The organism is Legionella massiliensis, from assembly GCF_000756815.1.
GTDB lineage: Bacteria > Pseudomonadota > Gammaproteobacteria > Legionellales > Legionellaceae > Tatlockia > Tatlockia massiliensis.
Window position 1 is genome coordinate 96268 of record NZ_CCVW01000003.1, and the last position, 13972, is coordinate 110239.

The following is a 13972-nucleotide window of genomic DNA, read 5'->3' on the forward strand; positions in this document are numbered from 1 at the left end:
CGAAGGATCCCCGGGATTAACACTGTGCCACATTCAGGGGATCCTTCGCTGCGCTCTGGATGACGTAGCGCTGAGACAAGGAGGGACGTGACCTATTACCAATTGGTTACTCCCGAAAATTCTCTGCTAAATTCTGCCAACAATCTGAATAGTTTAATTGTCTAGCCGGATGTGAAAGAGCTTCTTTACTCACTAACCAGGGTAATCTACTTTCAAACATCATAGCTAAGCTGTCTACATAGCGGTTAGGTTTCAATTCTTGGTTAGCTGCTTTGTGATAACTGTCTGCATCTGGGCCGTGACCTGTCATACAATTATGGATACTTACCCCTCCAGGACTAAAACCATCTTGTTTAGCATCGTATTCACCATAAACCAAGCCCATAAGCTCGCTCATAATGTTGCGATGAAAATAGGGCGGTCTAAAGGTATGCTCAGCAACCATCCAGCGCGGAGGGAAAATAACAAAATCAAGACTAGCGACGCCAGGTGTATTACTTTCTGAAGTCAATACGGTAAAAATTGAAGGGTCGGGATGATCAAAACTAACCGTATTGATTGTATTGAAAAGTGATAAATCATAGCTGTATGGCGCATAATTACCCTGCCAGGCAACTACATTAAGCGGAGAGTGCTGCGATTTCGCTATCCAGAATTGTTGTTGATATTTACAAATTAACCATTGTTCTTCATTGTTTTTCTCATAGGAAGCCTGAGGATAGAGAAAATGGCGAGGATTTGCCAAGCCATTGGCACCTATAGGACCTAGTTGGGGTAGACTGAGTGGTGAGCCTGTATTTTCACAAATATAGCCACAGGCTAAGGATTCACTTAGCTCAGCCTTGAATTTTATCCCACGTGGAATAACCGCGATTTTTCCTGGGCCAATGATAAGTTGGCCGAATTCGGTATGAAGTTTGATTTCACCTAAATAAGGAACAAGAAGCAATTCCCCATCGCTATTGCTAAAATAGCGATTTTTCATTGATTTGTTGCATTGGTAAATAAAAGCATTACAGAGCTTATTGCCGGCCAGATGAAATAAGCCATCGACAAAATCCTGGCTATCTGTTGGGGCAGATAAAGGGGACCAGCGATAGGGATTGGGAGCTTGCATTTCAGCATAAACCAATGCCTTAGCCTGGTGATAAGGCTCATAGTCAGCGTGTACTACTGAGGGTAGAATACGATAAAGCCAACTATGTAGATTTTGATGCCTTGGCCGAGTAAATGCACTACCGCTTAATTGTTCAGTATAGAGCCCAAAAGCACATTGCTGGGGAGAGTTTTGTTCTGTAGGTAAAGCCCCTGGGAGTGCTTCGCTTTGATGATGGTTTCCAAATCCTGCCAAATACACCACGTTCTCCCTTTTCAATTTGCTTTTGGATAGAATAGCTCGAAAAAGTTTAAAAAGTCGAGGTGATGACTAGTTATCACCGTTCTTTTTACTAAGTTGGCGATGCATACCCAAGTAACTTCAAAATGTATGGTTTTATACGACTTGGGTATATAATTCGAAACTTTAATGGTTGAATCGGCGAGAGGTATTCATAGATGGCTGGACATAGTAAGTGGGCTAATATTCGTTTTCGTAAGGGCGCTCAGGATGCAAAACGAGGAAAAATTTTCACAAAATTAATTCGAGAGATTACTGTTTCTGCACGCGAGGGTGGTGGTGAGGAGTCCTCGAATCCAAGATTACGTGATGCTATCAGCAAAGCGCTTAAAGCAAATATGAAGCGCGATACCATCGACAATGCAATTAAGCGCGGTGCTGGCGGCCTTGATGGCGACAATATGATGGAAATGCGCTATGAAGGCTACGGGCCCGGTGGTATTGCCATTTTGGTTGATTGTCTCTCAGATAATAAAAATCGCACTGTATCAGAGGTTCGACATGCGTTTACCAAGCATGGTGGCAACCTTGGAACCGATGGTTCTGTATCCTATCTCTTTAACAAACAAGGCGAGATCTTATTAAGAGCAGGCCAGGATGAGGATAAGGCAATGGAGTTAGCCATAGATTCAGGTGCCGATGATGTTAGCCTTGAAGAAGGACAAATTGAAATTATTACCGCTGCTGAGAATTATCATTCTGTTTTATCGGCAATACAGACCGCTGGTTATGAAGTCGAACAATCTCAGTTAACAATGCGCGCACAAAATATGATTCCTTTAGATAAGGAAGCTGCTGAAAGTTTAATAAAGTTAATTGATATGCTCGAAGACTTGGATGATGTACAGGAAGTTCATAGCAATGCGGAATACCCAGAATCACTTTTTGAAGAATAATTGATGACCGTTATTTTAGGAATTGATCCTGGTTCTCGTATTACAGGCTATGGTCTTATTAAGGAAGAAAACAGAAAGATCCAGTACCTCGATAGTGGATGTATTCGCACTTCTGAGGGTGAGTTATCACAGCGGCTATTGCAGATTTTTGATGGGATTTGTCAACTGATGGATGAGTATTCGCCTGATGAGGTTGCTATTGAGCAGGTATTTATTCATCAGAATCCTAGCTCGGCTTTAAAGTTAGGTCATGCTAGGGGCGTTGCAATGGTTGCTGCTGCATCTCACCGTATAATGGTCAATGAGTATTCCCCTCGTGAAATTAAACAATCAGTAGTGGGTTATGGGGCTGCGCAAAAGGAGCAGGTCAAACATATGGTGGTGAGTTTACTTATGTTAAATAGTCCGCCACAAAGTGACGCTGCTGATGCTCTTGCAATAGCAATTTGCCATAGCCATATGCGCCATGGTTTGGCTGCTCTGCAGCAATTGGGTAAACCGGGGTTAAGGAGACGTCGAAGATGATAGGTTGGTTAAGTGGGCAAATTGTTGACAAGCATCAATTAGGTAAGTTTGTCATTGACGTTAATGGGGTGGGTTATGATGTAGAAACCTCCTTACAAACCTTTTTTCAACTAGAATCGCAGCAAGGCAGAGTTGGTTTACACATCCATACTGTAGTTCGTGAGGATGCTTTATTGTTGTATGGTTTTTCTGATAAGAGTGAACGAGCCTTGTTCAGAGCGCTAATAAAAGTAAATGGCGTTGGCCCCAAAATGGCGATTACCATACTTTCAAGCATTAGCCCTAATGAGTTTATTCAATGTATTAATCAACAAAACACAGCCTATTTAACGAAATTGCCAGGAATTGGCAAAAAGACAGCTGAACGCTTAGTCATTGAAATGAAAGATAGTTTGAAACAATTTGATGCGGGTGGTGCTGGGCAACCAGCAAAACAGACGGTTACAATACGTGAACAAGATGAAGCTATATCTGCTTTGGAAGCCTTGGGATATAAGCAGCAAGAAGCCATTAAGGTTATCAATAAAATTGATGATGGCAATAAAAGCTGTGAGCAGCTGATACGTCAGGCTTTGCAACTGCTGTCTGGTAGGTAGTTTTATAGGATTGCATGTAATAGCAACTGTCTTGGAGGAAATATTGTAATAGGTCACCCCCGTCATCCAAATATCGCCCGTCATCCCGAACATAGTGAGGGATCTTCGGGATTAGCACAGTGCCACACTCAGGAGATTTCTCTCTACGTTCGACATGACGTACTTAAAGAGAATTACGCGAGGAAAGGGTTGGGTGCACAAAACAGCAACCTCAGTTTGCAGAAGTTGGTGCATCCTCAGTTTTAATAGGAAAATAAGCGCGAACAATCAACCCTGTTCCTTCTGTTGGCGAATCGAGTTCTACCCGTCCTCCATGAAGAACACAGATCTGTTGAACGATAGCCAGACCTAAACCACTACCTGGACTCTTATTGCCCAAAACTCTAAAGAAACGCTCAAAGACCCTGCTTTGTAATTCACCCGGAATTCCAGGACCATTGTCGCGTACTTCTAGAACTAAACTCTGATCTTTTGCAAAAACTCTGACAGATACTTTTCCACTCTCCTTACAATAGCGAATAGCATTATCAACTAGATTGCGAATAAGTATGCTGATAGCCGTAATATTTCCGCCAAAATAGGGGGGATTTTCATCATGTTCAAACTCGAGTTCGATTTGTTTTTCAACAGCACTGGGAGCAAGCATTGCTAGAACTTCTCGAGTGATTTTAACTAGATTTACATCATCGATATCGTTAATCGTTGAAGCCTCAGGAACCAATTTAGACATGGTAAGTAATTGCTGAACGATATGAGTACTGCGATTTACGCTGGCGATCAACTTATGCAGCGCTTGATTTTTCTCTTCAATGTCATTTGTATTCAGCGCAACCTGAGCCTGGGCCTTAAGTGCAGCTAGGGGCGTACGTAGTTCATGTGCAGCATCTGCTGCGAAGCGCTTTTCCCGTTCAAAACCTTCTTGTAAGCGAAAAAAGAGTTTATTCAGTTCATCGATAACGGGTTTGATTTCCTCTGGAACTTCTTGTAAATCCACAGGTTCCAAGTGAGTTGGCGCGCGGTTAGCTACTTCCTGAGCAACACGATCTAAACTGTCTAAGCCTCGACCGATAATAATCCAAATCAGTAAGCCAGAAAGAGGGAAGGTAAGAAGCATGATGTACAGATCATCCTGGGCAATGCGATGACCTAATTCATTTCGAGTGTCATAACGTTCGGCAAGGACTGTTCGTATTCCAGCTTTATCATTGTAGGCCGTAAAGACCCGCCATTTTTGTTGTCCCAGCATCTTATCGCTAAAACCATCAACCTCAGCCGTAAGGGGAAGCTTGGGTGCGGTCGGTGAATGCAGTAAGAGTTTCCCGCCATTAGTCCAGACCTGAAAATTGAATTTATCTAGATAATTTTTAGGTGGTAAATCATTAAGAAAACGACGTTGATAATAATTATCAATTTTCTGTGGAATAACTTCGAGAGCATCCTGAATTTTGGTGAGAGGGCGCTGATGTAGGTCATCGCCCAGTAACGCCTGATAGGATAAGGCAGAAATCGCCATTAAGGTATCAAGGTGCTCTTGAATATCTTTTTGGTCGAGATAGTAATTACCTATCGCTGTCAGAGTTGTTGTTATAGTAATCGCCAATAATAAATTAATTAGCAAAAACTTACGTATAGAAGATTTCACAGTTGCTAATTACTCTCGTTTTTTTCTGCCATATAGCCGACACCACGAATGGTACGGATAAAGTTAGCATTGAGTTTTTTGCGTAAGTTGTGAATATGGACTTCTAAGGCATTTGAATCCACGTCTTCATCCCAACCATAAATACTTTGCATCAATTGCTCGCGTGATAAAACCTGGCCACTGTTCTCAAGCAATTTCTGAAGCAGAGCAAATTCGCGACGTGGCACATTAACCATAATGTCATCAACATAAACAGAATGTGCTGCAGGATCCAGAGTAATATTGCGGTATTGCAAGACAGAATCAGCTCGCCCTTGTGAACGTCGTACAAGCGCTCTGACTCGAGCACTTAATTCATTCAAATCAAAAGGTTTGGTCATATAGTCGTCAGCACCGCTATCAAGACCCTTAATTCGGTCTTCTACTGTTTCGCGGGCAGTAAGAATGATGACAGGTGTGGCGTTTCCATCTTGACGTATAGCTTGAAGAAAACCTAAACCTGATAATTTGGGTAAACCCAAATCCAGAATAATTAACTCAAAAGATTCCGATTTAACAGCTGCACGTGCGGCCTCACCGTCTTTAAGCCAATCAACAACATATCCAAACTGTGTGAGTCCAGCTTTAACAGCGTCACCAAGTAATTCATCATCTTCAACCAGTAGCAATCGCATTGCTGCTCCTAAAGTGTGGGGGCTACTCTTAATATGAGTCGCCTGAAGGTTGTTGTTCTATATCCTTTTCTATCAAATGCCTAGTTAAATATAGCGCTTGTAAAAATACAAAAACTAAGGTGAAACCGGCTCCTCCGAATAATTTAAAATTAACCCAAATGTCCGTACTATAATAGTAGGCAACATAAAGATTAACACTCCCCATTAAAACAAAAAACATAGCCCATGCAAAATTTAATCGAAACCATATTTTTGTGGGTAAACTAATATTGCCTTCCATCATTTTTTGAATCAACGGCTTTTTGCTGACTAAAGACGAGCCTAGAAAGACCAAAGAAGTTAGCCAATAAATTCCTGTCGGTTTCCATTTTATAAACCAAGGATTATGGAAAAATAAAGTTGCTCCGCCCAATACAAAGATTAAAAAGAAGCTCACAATATGCATTTTTTCATAACGTTGATGTTTTAAGCGGTAGAAAACAACTTGAAAAAGGGAGGCACCCATAGCAATTGCTGTAGCAGTATAAATCCCGTACAGCTTATAACTGAGAAAGAAAACAAAAATTGGGAAAAAATCAAAGAGTAATTTCATAGCATTTTTTAATTTTTAATACTTTCTTAAGTATATCACATGATTTACAACTCACTTGCAACGGATGATACTGAATTTTATAAAAATTATCTCCTGAATTTAATTCTATGGTTGCAAACATTAATTATTCATCAATATTTAATGTCTAAACGATTGTCGTGATTCTTCTTCAGGGGGGGTATCGCTATCTGCTGGAGTTTGAGATCTACCCTTGTCCTTTTCATTTAAAGCATTGACAACGTATTCCATGAAATGCACAACATCGTTTCGCTCAGCGGGTGAGAGCTTGGCTAGTGCAGGAATCAGAAGGCGTGTTGTTTCAAGAAAGGTGTCGCTAGGAGGTTCTGCTGGCTCTGACGATGAAGCAGCTTCGGTCGCTATACTTACTGTGCTCTTGGCTATACTGCTACCAGATGAAGCAGGGGGGTGTTTCACGCCGAAAAAAGTAAACTGTGAGGGGGAGGGGGCATTGCCCTCTAAGTTTGTCTCTTTTTTTATAAAAGACAATACGGTTTTAGTCAGAGCATCAATAGAAGCTTCTTCTGAGACAGATATTGGCGGAGGTGACTCAGAAACAGTATGACTTGCCGCTTTAGTTTCAGCTACCTCTGTAGAAATACCCCTAGTAAAAACAGGTTGGAGCCAATTTAAGAATAATTGAGGATGTTCTACTTCAATAAGATATGGCTGGGCGGAGCTATTCGGCTGAATGTTTGGATTGATTGGAGCAGAAGAGCTTGCGGCTGTATCGCTGGATGATTTTCGCACAATGAAATGGTCTTGTGTCTTTTGAAAAGGTAGGAGCTTATCGCCTGGGTAGATAATAAAATTATACTCACGAAGCGCCCCTAAATAGACAACAGCAGGACTCTCCTCCGTTAAATAACCTTTTGAGCGCATCAGCCAAAGTGCTTCGCCACCTTCCTTCTTATGGCGGTCTGCAAAGACCTTGGCGGCGTTGTCGATACTGGTGCTAAGAGAGTCGACACTAGAATATAGCTCAGCGAGCTTGCCTTTTTCTTTCTGATAATCAAAGTTCTTATCTTGTACCTGCTGCTGAGTCCATGTCTTCCATCGTACAATTTCAAAATGTTTCTGTTGATTGATTGCTTCTTTGTTAATGATATTTATTTTCTCATCAACGGAGCTATTTTGCATGAGAGCTGAAAGTTTCTCTTGAGTTTCTAAGTCAAAAAGATTTATGAACGCCTTTATATTGTCATTAAAATAAGTGTCTCCAAGAGAGCAGGCATGATTTTTCAGGGCGACAAGCTCATCGGTGGTAAGATGCTCAGTGTCTTTGGGTTGAAGGTTATGCCAATACACTTCATCAGCAATTAAAAAGGTGGTAGAACCAAATTCTTGAACTGATTGTTTTGCTGTTGCTTCTAGGAACTCTGTCGCACAATATTCACTATTCGCAATGCTTAAGAGCACTAGGCTTTTGGATGTAGCGAGATCGGAGACATTTGCTTTATCTTTGCCATGAAAATTTGTCTTTTTAATAGGAGCACCTTTAGTGCCTTTAACTCTTCCCATATTTTTTCTCAACAAATATCTAATTATAAATTCAAAGGATATTTAGCGTTCTTAATTCTCGAAAGAAGGCGCTATTTTTACAGTCATTCTAGCATAATACATTACTTATTGCTAAAAAAATATACAGTGAATAACTTTTTTTGCGCTTTGGAACTAACCTAGAGGAAAATTGTTTGTGTATACTTTTTATATAAGGCAAAGTTAGATCAACTTTTTATTCCTGTTGTTTGAAAAATATATGTTTAATTAAGGGTGAAGGATGGATTTTGAGGAAAAGGAAAACTTTCAGAAAATCATTGAGGAAAAAGATAGCGAAATTGAGCGCTTGAAAATTTCTCTTGAACAAGAAAGGACGAAATTTAAAAATAAATTGCAAGATGTCCATGATTATTATGAAAACATTCTTGCGGTGCTGCCGGGTCATGTTTATTGGCTAGACCAAAATAATGTGTTCTTAGGTTGCAATGACTTGCAAGCCAGGGATGCAAAATTAAACTCAAGAAAAGATATTGTTGGTAAGACCAATTATGACATGCTTTGGAAGGATCAAGCAGAAGAGCTCAATAGGCTTAATGATTTAGTCATGGATACCGGAATGCCTCATACCGCAGAAGAATATGCAGTAATGGCTAATGGTCTTGCAATTTATTTTTCCCAGAAAACCCCTCTTAGAGACAAAAATGGTGGAATCATTGGTGTTCTCGGCGTTTCAATTGATATTACTGAGCGTAAAAAAATGGAAGCAGCTCTTCGTCGTGCAAAAGAGGCGGCAGAAGTTGCTAACTATGCGAAGACTGAGTTTATCGCAAATGTGAGCCACGATATTCATACCCCCTTAAGTGGTATCGTTGGCTTGGCGCAGCTTTTAGAAAATAAAATTTATAACCAAGAAGATAAACAATATGCTCATTGGATAAAAGAAAGTGGTAAGCAACTTTTAGAATTGTTAAATGGGGTTTTGCAGGTGGTTTCTGAAGACCAGCCCAATCAAAATGATCTCAATGAAGAGGTTTTCGATTTACGCAAAAGTATTCATGGAATTATTAATCTTGTCTTGCCCAGCGTAAAAATAAAAGACTTAGATTTAACCTTAGAAATTGATGAGGCCGTACCAGGAAAACTAATTACTGATGGGGCAAAGTTATACCGAGCTTTATTAAATCTTGTTGGTAATGCGATCAAATTTACAGCCAAAGGGACTGTCAAGCTTAAGATAGAGGTTGTTGTCGATGATAAGGAATATGTTCAACTGAAATTTAGTGTTGAAGATACAGGTATTGGTATTAGTCAGGAATTGCAAACCAAAGTTTTTGACCGTTTCTTCCGAGTAAATCCAGCTTATCATGATGAGCATGGCGGTCATGGGGTGGGTTTGCATGTTGCACAAAATTATGTAGGGCTTTTAGGTGGGGAAATTAGACTAGAGAGCGAGCTATCCAAGGGCTCAATCTTTTATTTTACTTTGCCATTGAAGGTAGCAAATATTGAAAGTCCTGAATCACAACCTGAGCTTGAGCAGGCAGTGGCGGAGAACATAGCGATTTTTGATGCTGCTACCTCAACTAACTTGCCACATATCTTGCTCGTTGAAGCCAATATTGTCGCCTTACGTTTTATTGAAACACTTGCTATGCAGACAGGTTGCAACTTTTCTTCTGCAACAGATCTTGAGAGTGCTTTAAAATTAATCAAATCGCGGGATTATGATTTGATTCTAACTGATGTTGAACTACCGGGCAGTTCTGGGGCAGAGCTTGCTCGAGCCAGCAGAGGTTGGGAAAAAGCTGAGCACAAAGATCATACCCCGATTGTAGGATTAACAACTCATAGCCTTGATGAGGCTGATGCTTTAGAAGTCTCGGGAATGGATAAGATTGTTTCAAAGCCAGTTCATTTAAACTTAATGCAGGAATTGGTTAGTCAATTTATTTCGAAGAAGGATGGAGCCAGTTAGCCTGATCGGAGCAATAGCAACAATTTATAGGTAAATTGATCGTAATAGGCCACATCCCTCCTTGTCTCAGCACTACGTCATCCAGAGCGCAGCAGAGGATCTCCTGAAGGTGGCACAGTGCTAATCCCGGAGATCCTTCGCTGCGCTCTGGATGATGTTGCGTTGGGATGATAGGGCTGACCTATTACAATTGATCTAACCAATTACCAATCTTTGACCAGGTTTCAACATCTTAGTATTAATCCCTGGGTTTAACCGGTTAAGGGTCTGAGGATCAGTATTATTTCTCTTGGCGATTGTATTTAGGCTATCGCCGGTCTGAACGGTATATAAGCCATATTGTACCGTACGTTTCCAAATAATGAGTTGAACGCCAGTTGGTAAGGAGGCATTAGCTTCCATTCTGTTCCAATTGCGAATACTAGCAGCGGAGACGTTATATTTCCTCTCTAATACCTGATAAGTATCGCTTGGTTGAACAATATGAATGACTTTATAAGTCTGATAACTTGCTGGTCGATCAGCTTCTTCAATGATCGGAGCAGGATGCCTGATGACTGGCACAGACAAATTTTTGCTGCTTGGTAGTAGTAAAGATTGGCCTAGGTGCAATTTGTCTGTTTTTAATTGGTTAAGCTCTTGAATAAGTTTCGCAGTGGTGAAATAGGCATGCGCAATGGAGCCTAAGGTATCACCATTTCTGACTGTATGACGTGTCCAACTGACACGTTTTTCGACAGGGACGTTAGCAAGATTACGGCTGAAACTAAGCACCTTATCTGTCGGTATAAGCAGCTTAAAGGGCTTATAAGGGGCTGTAGCCCAGCGATTGTAACCAGGGTTTAATTTAATGAGATCCCGATAAGAAATGCCGGCAAGCTTAGCTGCATTGCTGAGGTCTATCTGGCTGCCAACATCAACTTCTGTGAAGTAAGGGGCGTGGGGAATTTCTGGTAAGTTAAGGTGATAACGTTGCGGGTGATTGATAATTTCAGCAAGAGCCAACAAACGCGGGACATAGGTTTTTGTTTCACTTGGCAGGGAGAGTGTCCAAAAGTTAGTATTATAAGATGCTTGCCCACTGCTTTTTACTGACCTGGAAACCGCTCCTTCTCCAGCATCGTAGGCTGCAATAGCAAGTAACCAATTACCATCAAAATAACGGCCTAGATAATTAAGATATTTGAGAGCAGCCTCTGTGGAAGAGGGAATCGACCGTCGTCCATCAAACCACCAATCTTGTTTTAATCCCCAATGACTTCCAGTCGCAGGCATAAATTGCCATAGGCCTGCGGCACCTACTGTAGAGTAGGCAAAGGGGTCATAGGCACTTTCAATCATCGGTAAAAGAGCGAGTTCACCAGGTAATTTTTTGCGCCTTACTTCAGTAATAATATGATAAATATAGGGTTCGGCCAGGGCTAGTTTTTGTAGAAAATGAGGATGGCCAAGAAACCAGCGAATCTGTGCCTGCACTTCAGGACGGCTGGCCTCATGGTTTAATACAAGCTGACTACGTATAACATCCCAAACATCAGGGGACGTGCGCGAATAGAGGCTAGTTGAAAACAGGTAAAGGCTCAAAAGCAAAAGAAAAAAACCTAAAGGTCTAAACTTCAATCTAAAAAGCCTATTTCTCGAGAAGGGGTGCGACAGTGTACTAAATAAAGCTCAGGCAATAAACCCATAGCTTTCATGCCTTATTCACCGAAAGTTTGGATTTGGGGCATTTTGAGCGAAAATCCAAACTTTTACCAAGATTCAAACATACCCTAAAACCCTCAGAACTGGTCTTTATCGGCTCGAATTTGTTCGAAAACAGATAAGGAGTCTAAGCTTTTGCAACCCCTTTGCTTTGCATAGGTTTGAGCTTCCGAAGATTCTGTCCTTAAGAAGGGATTAATTTTTTTCTCGACGGCGATACTTGAGGGTAAAGAACATTGGTGTTCTCTAGTTAATAACCGATGCGCATAGCGGCGAATATCCAAGTTCTCAGGTTCGACTCTAGTTGCGAATTGTAGATTCCTACTTGTGTATTCATGAGCACAAAATACCTGGGTTTCTTCGGGTAAATTTTTAAGCTTTTGTAAGGATTGGTGTAATTCCTCAAGAGTTCCATCAAATACTCGTCCGCATCCAGCAGAAAACAAGGTGTCTCCGCAAAAAAGCCAGTGATGATGCGGTTCATAATAACTGATATGGGTTGAGGTATGGCCTGGAGTACTCAATATTTTGAATTCACAGGTTTCTATGGTTAAAACATCACCATCGCGCAATATATGGGTCACCTGAGGTATACGAGAGTCCTGGGGACCATAAACTGGAATTGTTGGATTGTTTTGAAGAAGGTCAACTGTGCCACCGACATGATCATTGTGATGGTGGGTTAGTAATATTGCGTTCAGGCTTAGTTTTTCATTGTCCAAAAAACTAAGAACAGGCTGTGCATCACCAGGGTCAACACAAAGCGCCTGTTGTGTTTTTTCATTAATGATTAGCCAAATGTAATTATCGTAAAATGCGCGTATTGGTTGGACATGCATAGCGTTGAATTCCTTATCCCTAACTGCCTTTAAGCTAAGTGTAGCCTATCTGGCAGTCACCTTTTCTACTAGATAGGACGAAATGCCTGGGTTAAAGAGGTTGCGTAATTGCTCAAGAATAATTTTCATTTCCTCAGCAAGAGTATAGGGCGGGTTTATAATCCACAAACCACAACCTGTCATTCCCGACTGGATTGCGCTTGTTAAATAGAACTCAATACGCAAAGCTTCTTTGGCCGCAACAGAGGTCATCCCTCGTACTAGCTGTTCATGCAGGCGTTTATCAATTATGGGATACCAAAGGCAGAAGACACCGGTTGAAAAGCGCTGATAGGCTGATTTAATTGCATTAGGTATTTGTTTATAATCGGTTTTTACTTCAAAGGAAGGATCCATAAAAATCAATCCGCGACGCTCAGTAGGGGGAAGCAAAGAACCAAGGCCGGTCAAACCGTCGCTGTGACTATAGAATACTCGTTTGCCTGAATGAGGTAATTTTTGCAAGAGCTCAAATTCACGAGGATGTAGTTCGCAACAATATAAGCGGTCTATTTCCCGTAACATCTCAATAGCAATAGAAGGGGAGCCTGGGTAAAAACGTAATTCCCCAGTTTTATTGAGCTGTTTAATGAGCTGTAAATAGGGTGTAAAAACCGCAGCTAACTTGTCTTTTTGCTGCCAGAGTAAACTGATGCCTTCGCGATGCTCTCCCGTTTTAAGAGCTTGACTATCTTTTAAATCATAGCTTCCTCGGCCTGAATGGGTTTCTAAGTAGAAAAGCGGTTTTTCTTTGCTAAGCATATAGCTGAGTAAGCGGGTTAAGGTCAGATGTTTAAGGACATCAGCAAAATTACCTGCATGATATCCATGTTGATAGCCGAGCATTGGTTATACACTCAATAAATTGTGGTCGGCAAGTATATACCCAATTTAGGACGACGGCCATTCCTTATCCCCAAATAAGGGGCCAAAGGCCTCAGCACAGCCAAGTTTCTGGCTCCAAAAGAAATTGCCAATATCAAAATGCCACCACTCGTATTGATAAGAGGTAAAACCGACTGATTCCATAGTAGAACGAAGCAATTCTCGCCGTTTTTTAATTTCTTTTTCAGCAGGGGATAAATGACTTTTCTGGCTAAAATAGCCAAGATGGGCGCGTTCACTGCAGTCATCAAAGGGAGTTCCCATATCTAACTCTCTTCCGCTATCCGCTTCACATAATGTTAAATCAATAGCGCCACCGCTAAGATGGGGAGAGCAATAGTCATTGCCAATCTCGGCAGGGAGGGCGACATATTTTTTGGTTTCTTCAAAGAGCTCAGCCTCTGTTAAGTGGGGATACTTTATTTGAATCTCTTTGTGCATCCAGTTAAAGAGCGCGGCTTGTACAGCCCTTGGTCGATACACATCCCAGATCAACAAGCCGTATTCTTGCGGAATAAGAGCCAGGGCTTTCATGAGCCCTTTAAGCACCGCGGTTCTCCCATAGATTGTGGTCTCAGGACTAAAACCAAGTTCAAAATACATAGGGCGAACGTGAAGGCGCGGGTCGATTTGATTAGTAAATTTTACAATCTCATAATCATCGTTTGAAAAGTTGTATTGAATCATTATT

The 13972-nt window shown here is 41.2% G+C and carries 13 protein-coding genes; 4 read left to right on the forward strand and 9 right to left on the reverse strand.

Features of this window, described 5'->3' with window-relative positions; translation table 11 throughout:
• Nucleotides 1-106: 106 nt before the first annotated feature.
• Entirely contained in the window at nucleotides 107-1357 is a 1251-nt protein-coding gene (gene hmgA, locus BN1094_RS12085) for a homogentisate 1,2-dioxygenase (protein WP_043874724.1), read from the reverse strand.
• A 197-nt stretch (nucleotides 1358-1554) separates the two neighbouring features.
• On the opposite strand from hmgA, the gene BN1094_RS12090 reads away from it, so the two are divergent.
• Genes BN1094_RS12090 through ruvA form a run of 3 tightly spaced genes read left to right on the forward strand, consistent with a single transcriptional unit; the run spans nucleotide 1555 to nucleotide 3413 of the window.
• The gene (locus BN1094_RS12090) at nucleotides 1555-2292 is read left to right on the forward strand and encodes a YebC/PmpR family DNA-binding transcriptional regulator (protein ID WP_043874725.1); all 738 of its coding nucleotides are present in this window, start codon (nucleotides 1555-1557) and stop codon (nucleotides 2290-2292) included.
• Between the two features lie 3 nt (nucleotides 2293-2295).
• Nucleotides 2296-2817 carry a crossover junction endodeoxyribonuclease RuvC gene (gene ruvC / locus BN1094_RS12095; protein WP_043874726.1) on the forward strand — a complete coding sequence of 174 codons (522 nt, stop codon included), beginning with the start codon at nucleotides 2296-2298 and terminating at the stop codon, nucleotides 2815-2817.
• Complete coding sequence (ruvA, locus tag BN1094_RS12100) at nucleotides 2814-3413, forward strand: Holliday junction branch migration protein RuvA (protein ID WP_043874727.1); 600 nt, start codon at nucleotides 2814-2816, stop codon at nucleotides 3411-3413. The genes ruvC and ruvA overlap by 4 nt, the downstream gene beginning before the upstream one ends.
• A gap of 211 nt (nucleotides 3414-3624) precedes the next feature.
• Here the strand turns inward: ruvA and BN1094_RS12105 are convergent, their stop codons facing one another.
• From BN1094_RS12105 to BN1094_RS12120, 4 genes are all read right to left on the reverse strand, one after another.
• On the reverse strand, nucleotides 3625-5055 hold the full coding sequence (locus tag BN1094_RS12105) for an ATP-binding protein (RefSeq protein WP_043874728.1): 1431 nt from the start codon (nucleotides 5053-5055) through the stop codon (nucleotides 3625-3627).
• Between the two features lie 5 nt (nucleotides 5056-5060).
• A complete protein-coding gene (locus tag BN1094_RS12110) occupies nucleotides 5061-5729 on the reverse strand; it encodes a response regulator (RefSeq protein ID WP_043874729.1) in 669 nt (222 codons plus the stop codon).
• Between the two features lie 28 nt (nucleotides 5730-5757).
• Complete coding sequence (locus BN1094_RS12115) at nucleotides 5758-6321, reverse strand: septation protein A (protein WP_043874730.1); 564 nt, start codon at nucleotides 6319-6321, stop codon at nucleotides 5758-5760.
• A 138-nt stretch (nucleotides 6322-6459) separates the two neighbouring features.
• Nucleotides 6460-7860, reverse strand: a complete 1401-nt coding sequence (locus tag BN1094_RS12120) for a hypothetical protein (protein ID WP_043874731.1) — start codon at nucleotides 7858-7860, stop codon at nucleotides 6460-6462.
• Between the two features lie 259 nt (nucleotides 7861-8119).
• Here BN1094_RS12120 and BN1094_RS12125 point away from each other — a divergent pair, with 259 nt between their 5' ends.
• Nucleotides 8120-9814, forward strand: coding sequence for an ATP-binding protein (locus BN1094_RS12125; protein WP_043874732.1), 1695 nt, complete (start codon nucleotides 8120-8122; stop codon nucleotides 9812-9814).
• Nucleotides 9815-10009: 195 nt separating this feature from the next.
• Here the strand turns inward: BN1094_RS12125 and BN1094_RS12130 are convergent, their stop codons facing one another.
• The 4 genes from BN1094_RS12130 to BN1094_RS12145 all read right to left on the reverse strand — a co-directional run bounded on the left by BN1094_RS12130 (nucleotide 10010) and on the right by BN1094_RS12145 (nucleotide 13968).
• Nucleotides 10010-11434 (reverse strand): LysM peptidoglycan-binding domain-containing protein, encoded by a 1425-nt coding sequence (locus BN1094_RS12130; protein WP_052403274.1) that lies wholly within the window; start codon nucleotides 11432-11434, stop codon nucleotides 10010-10012.
• Between the two features lie 161 nt (nucleotides 11435-11595).
• Nucleotides 11596-12357: a hydroxyacylglutathione hydrolase gene (gene gloB, locus BN1094_RS12135; protein WP_043874733.1), complete on the reverse strand. Its 762-nt coding sequence runs from the start codon at nucleotides 12355-12357 to the stop codon at nucleotides 11596-11598.
• Nucleotides 12358-12402: 45 nt separating this feature from the next.
• On the reverse strand, nucleotides 12403-13242 hold the full coding sequence (locus BN1094_RS12140) for a 23S rRNA (adenine(2030)-N(6))-methyltransferase RlmJ (protein WP_043874734.1): 840 nt from the start codon (nucleotides 13240-13242) through the stop codon (nucleotides 12403-12405).
• A gap of 45 nt (nucleotides 13243-13287) precedes the next feature.
• Nucleotides 13288-13968 (reverse strand): M15 family metallopeptidase, encoded by a 681-nt coding sequence (locus BN1094_RS12145; protein WP_052403275.1) that lies wholly within the window; start codon nucleotides 13966-13968, stop codon nucleotides 13288-13290.
• Between the last annotated feature and the right edge of the window lie 4 nt (nucleotides 13969-13972).

What these genes read in the sequence shown, in the direction of transcription:
- BN1094_RS12090 (WP_043874725.1), top strand. Translation starts at nt 1,555, where the DNA reads ATGGCTGGACATAGTAAGTGGGCTAATATTCGTTTTCGTAAGGGCGCT.
- ruvC (WP_043874726.1), top strand. Translation starts at nt 2,296, where the DNA reads ATGACCGTTATTTTAGGAATTGATCCTGGTTCTCGTATTACAGGCTAT.
- ruvA (WP_043874727.1), top strand. Translation starts at nt 2,814, where the DNA reads ATGATAGGTTGGTTAAGTGGGCAAATTGTTGACAAGCATCAATTAGGT.
- BN1094_RS12110 (WP_043874729.1), bottom strand. Translation starts at nt 5,729, where the DNA reads ATGCGATTGCTACTGGTTGAAGATGATGAATTACTTGGTGACGCTGTT.
- BN1094_RS12115 (WP_043874730.1), bottom strand. Translation starts at nt 6,321, where the DNA reads ATGAAATTACTCTTTGATTTTTTCCCAATTTTTGTTTTCTTTCTCAGT.
- BN1094_RS12120 (WP_043874731.1), bottom strand. Translation starts at nt 7,860, where the DNA reads ATGGGAAGAGTTAAAGGCACTAAAGGTGCTCCTATTAAAAAGACAAAT.
- BN1094_RS12125 (WP_043874732.1), top strand. Translation starts at nt 8,120, where the DNA reads ATGGATTTTGAGGAAAAGGAAAACTTTCAGAAAATCATTGAGGAAAAA.
- gloB (WP_043874733.1), bottom strand. Translation starts at nt 12,357, where the DNA reads ATGCATGTCCAACCAATACGCGCATTTTACGATAATTACATTTGGCTA.
- BN1094_RS12140 (WP_043874734.1), bottom strand. Translation starts at nt 13,242, where the DNA reads ATGCTCGGCTATCAACATGGATATCATGCAGGTAATTTTGCTGATGTC.
- BN1094_RS12145 (WP_052403275.1), bottom strand. Translation starts at nt 13,968, where the DNA reads ATGATTCAATACAACTTTTCAAACGATGATTATGAGATTGTAAAATTT.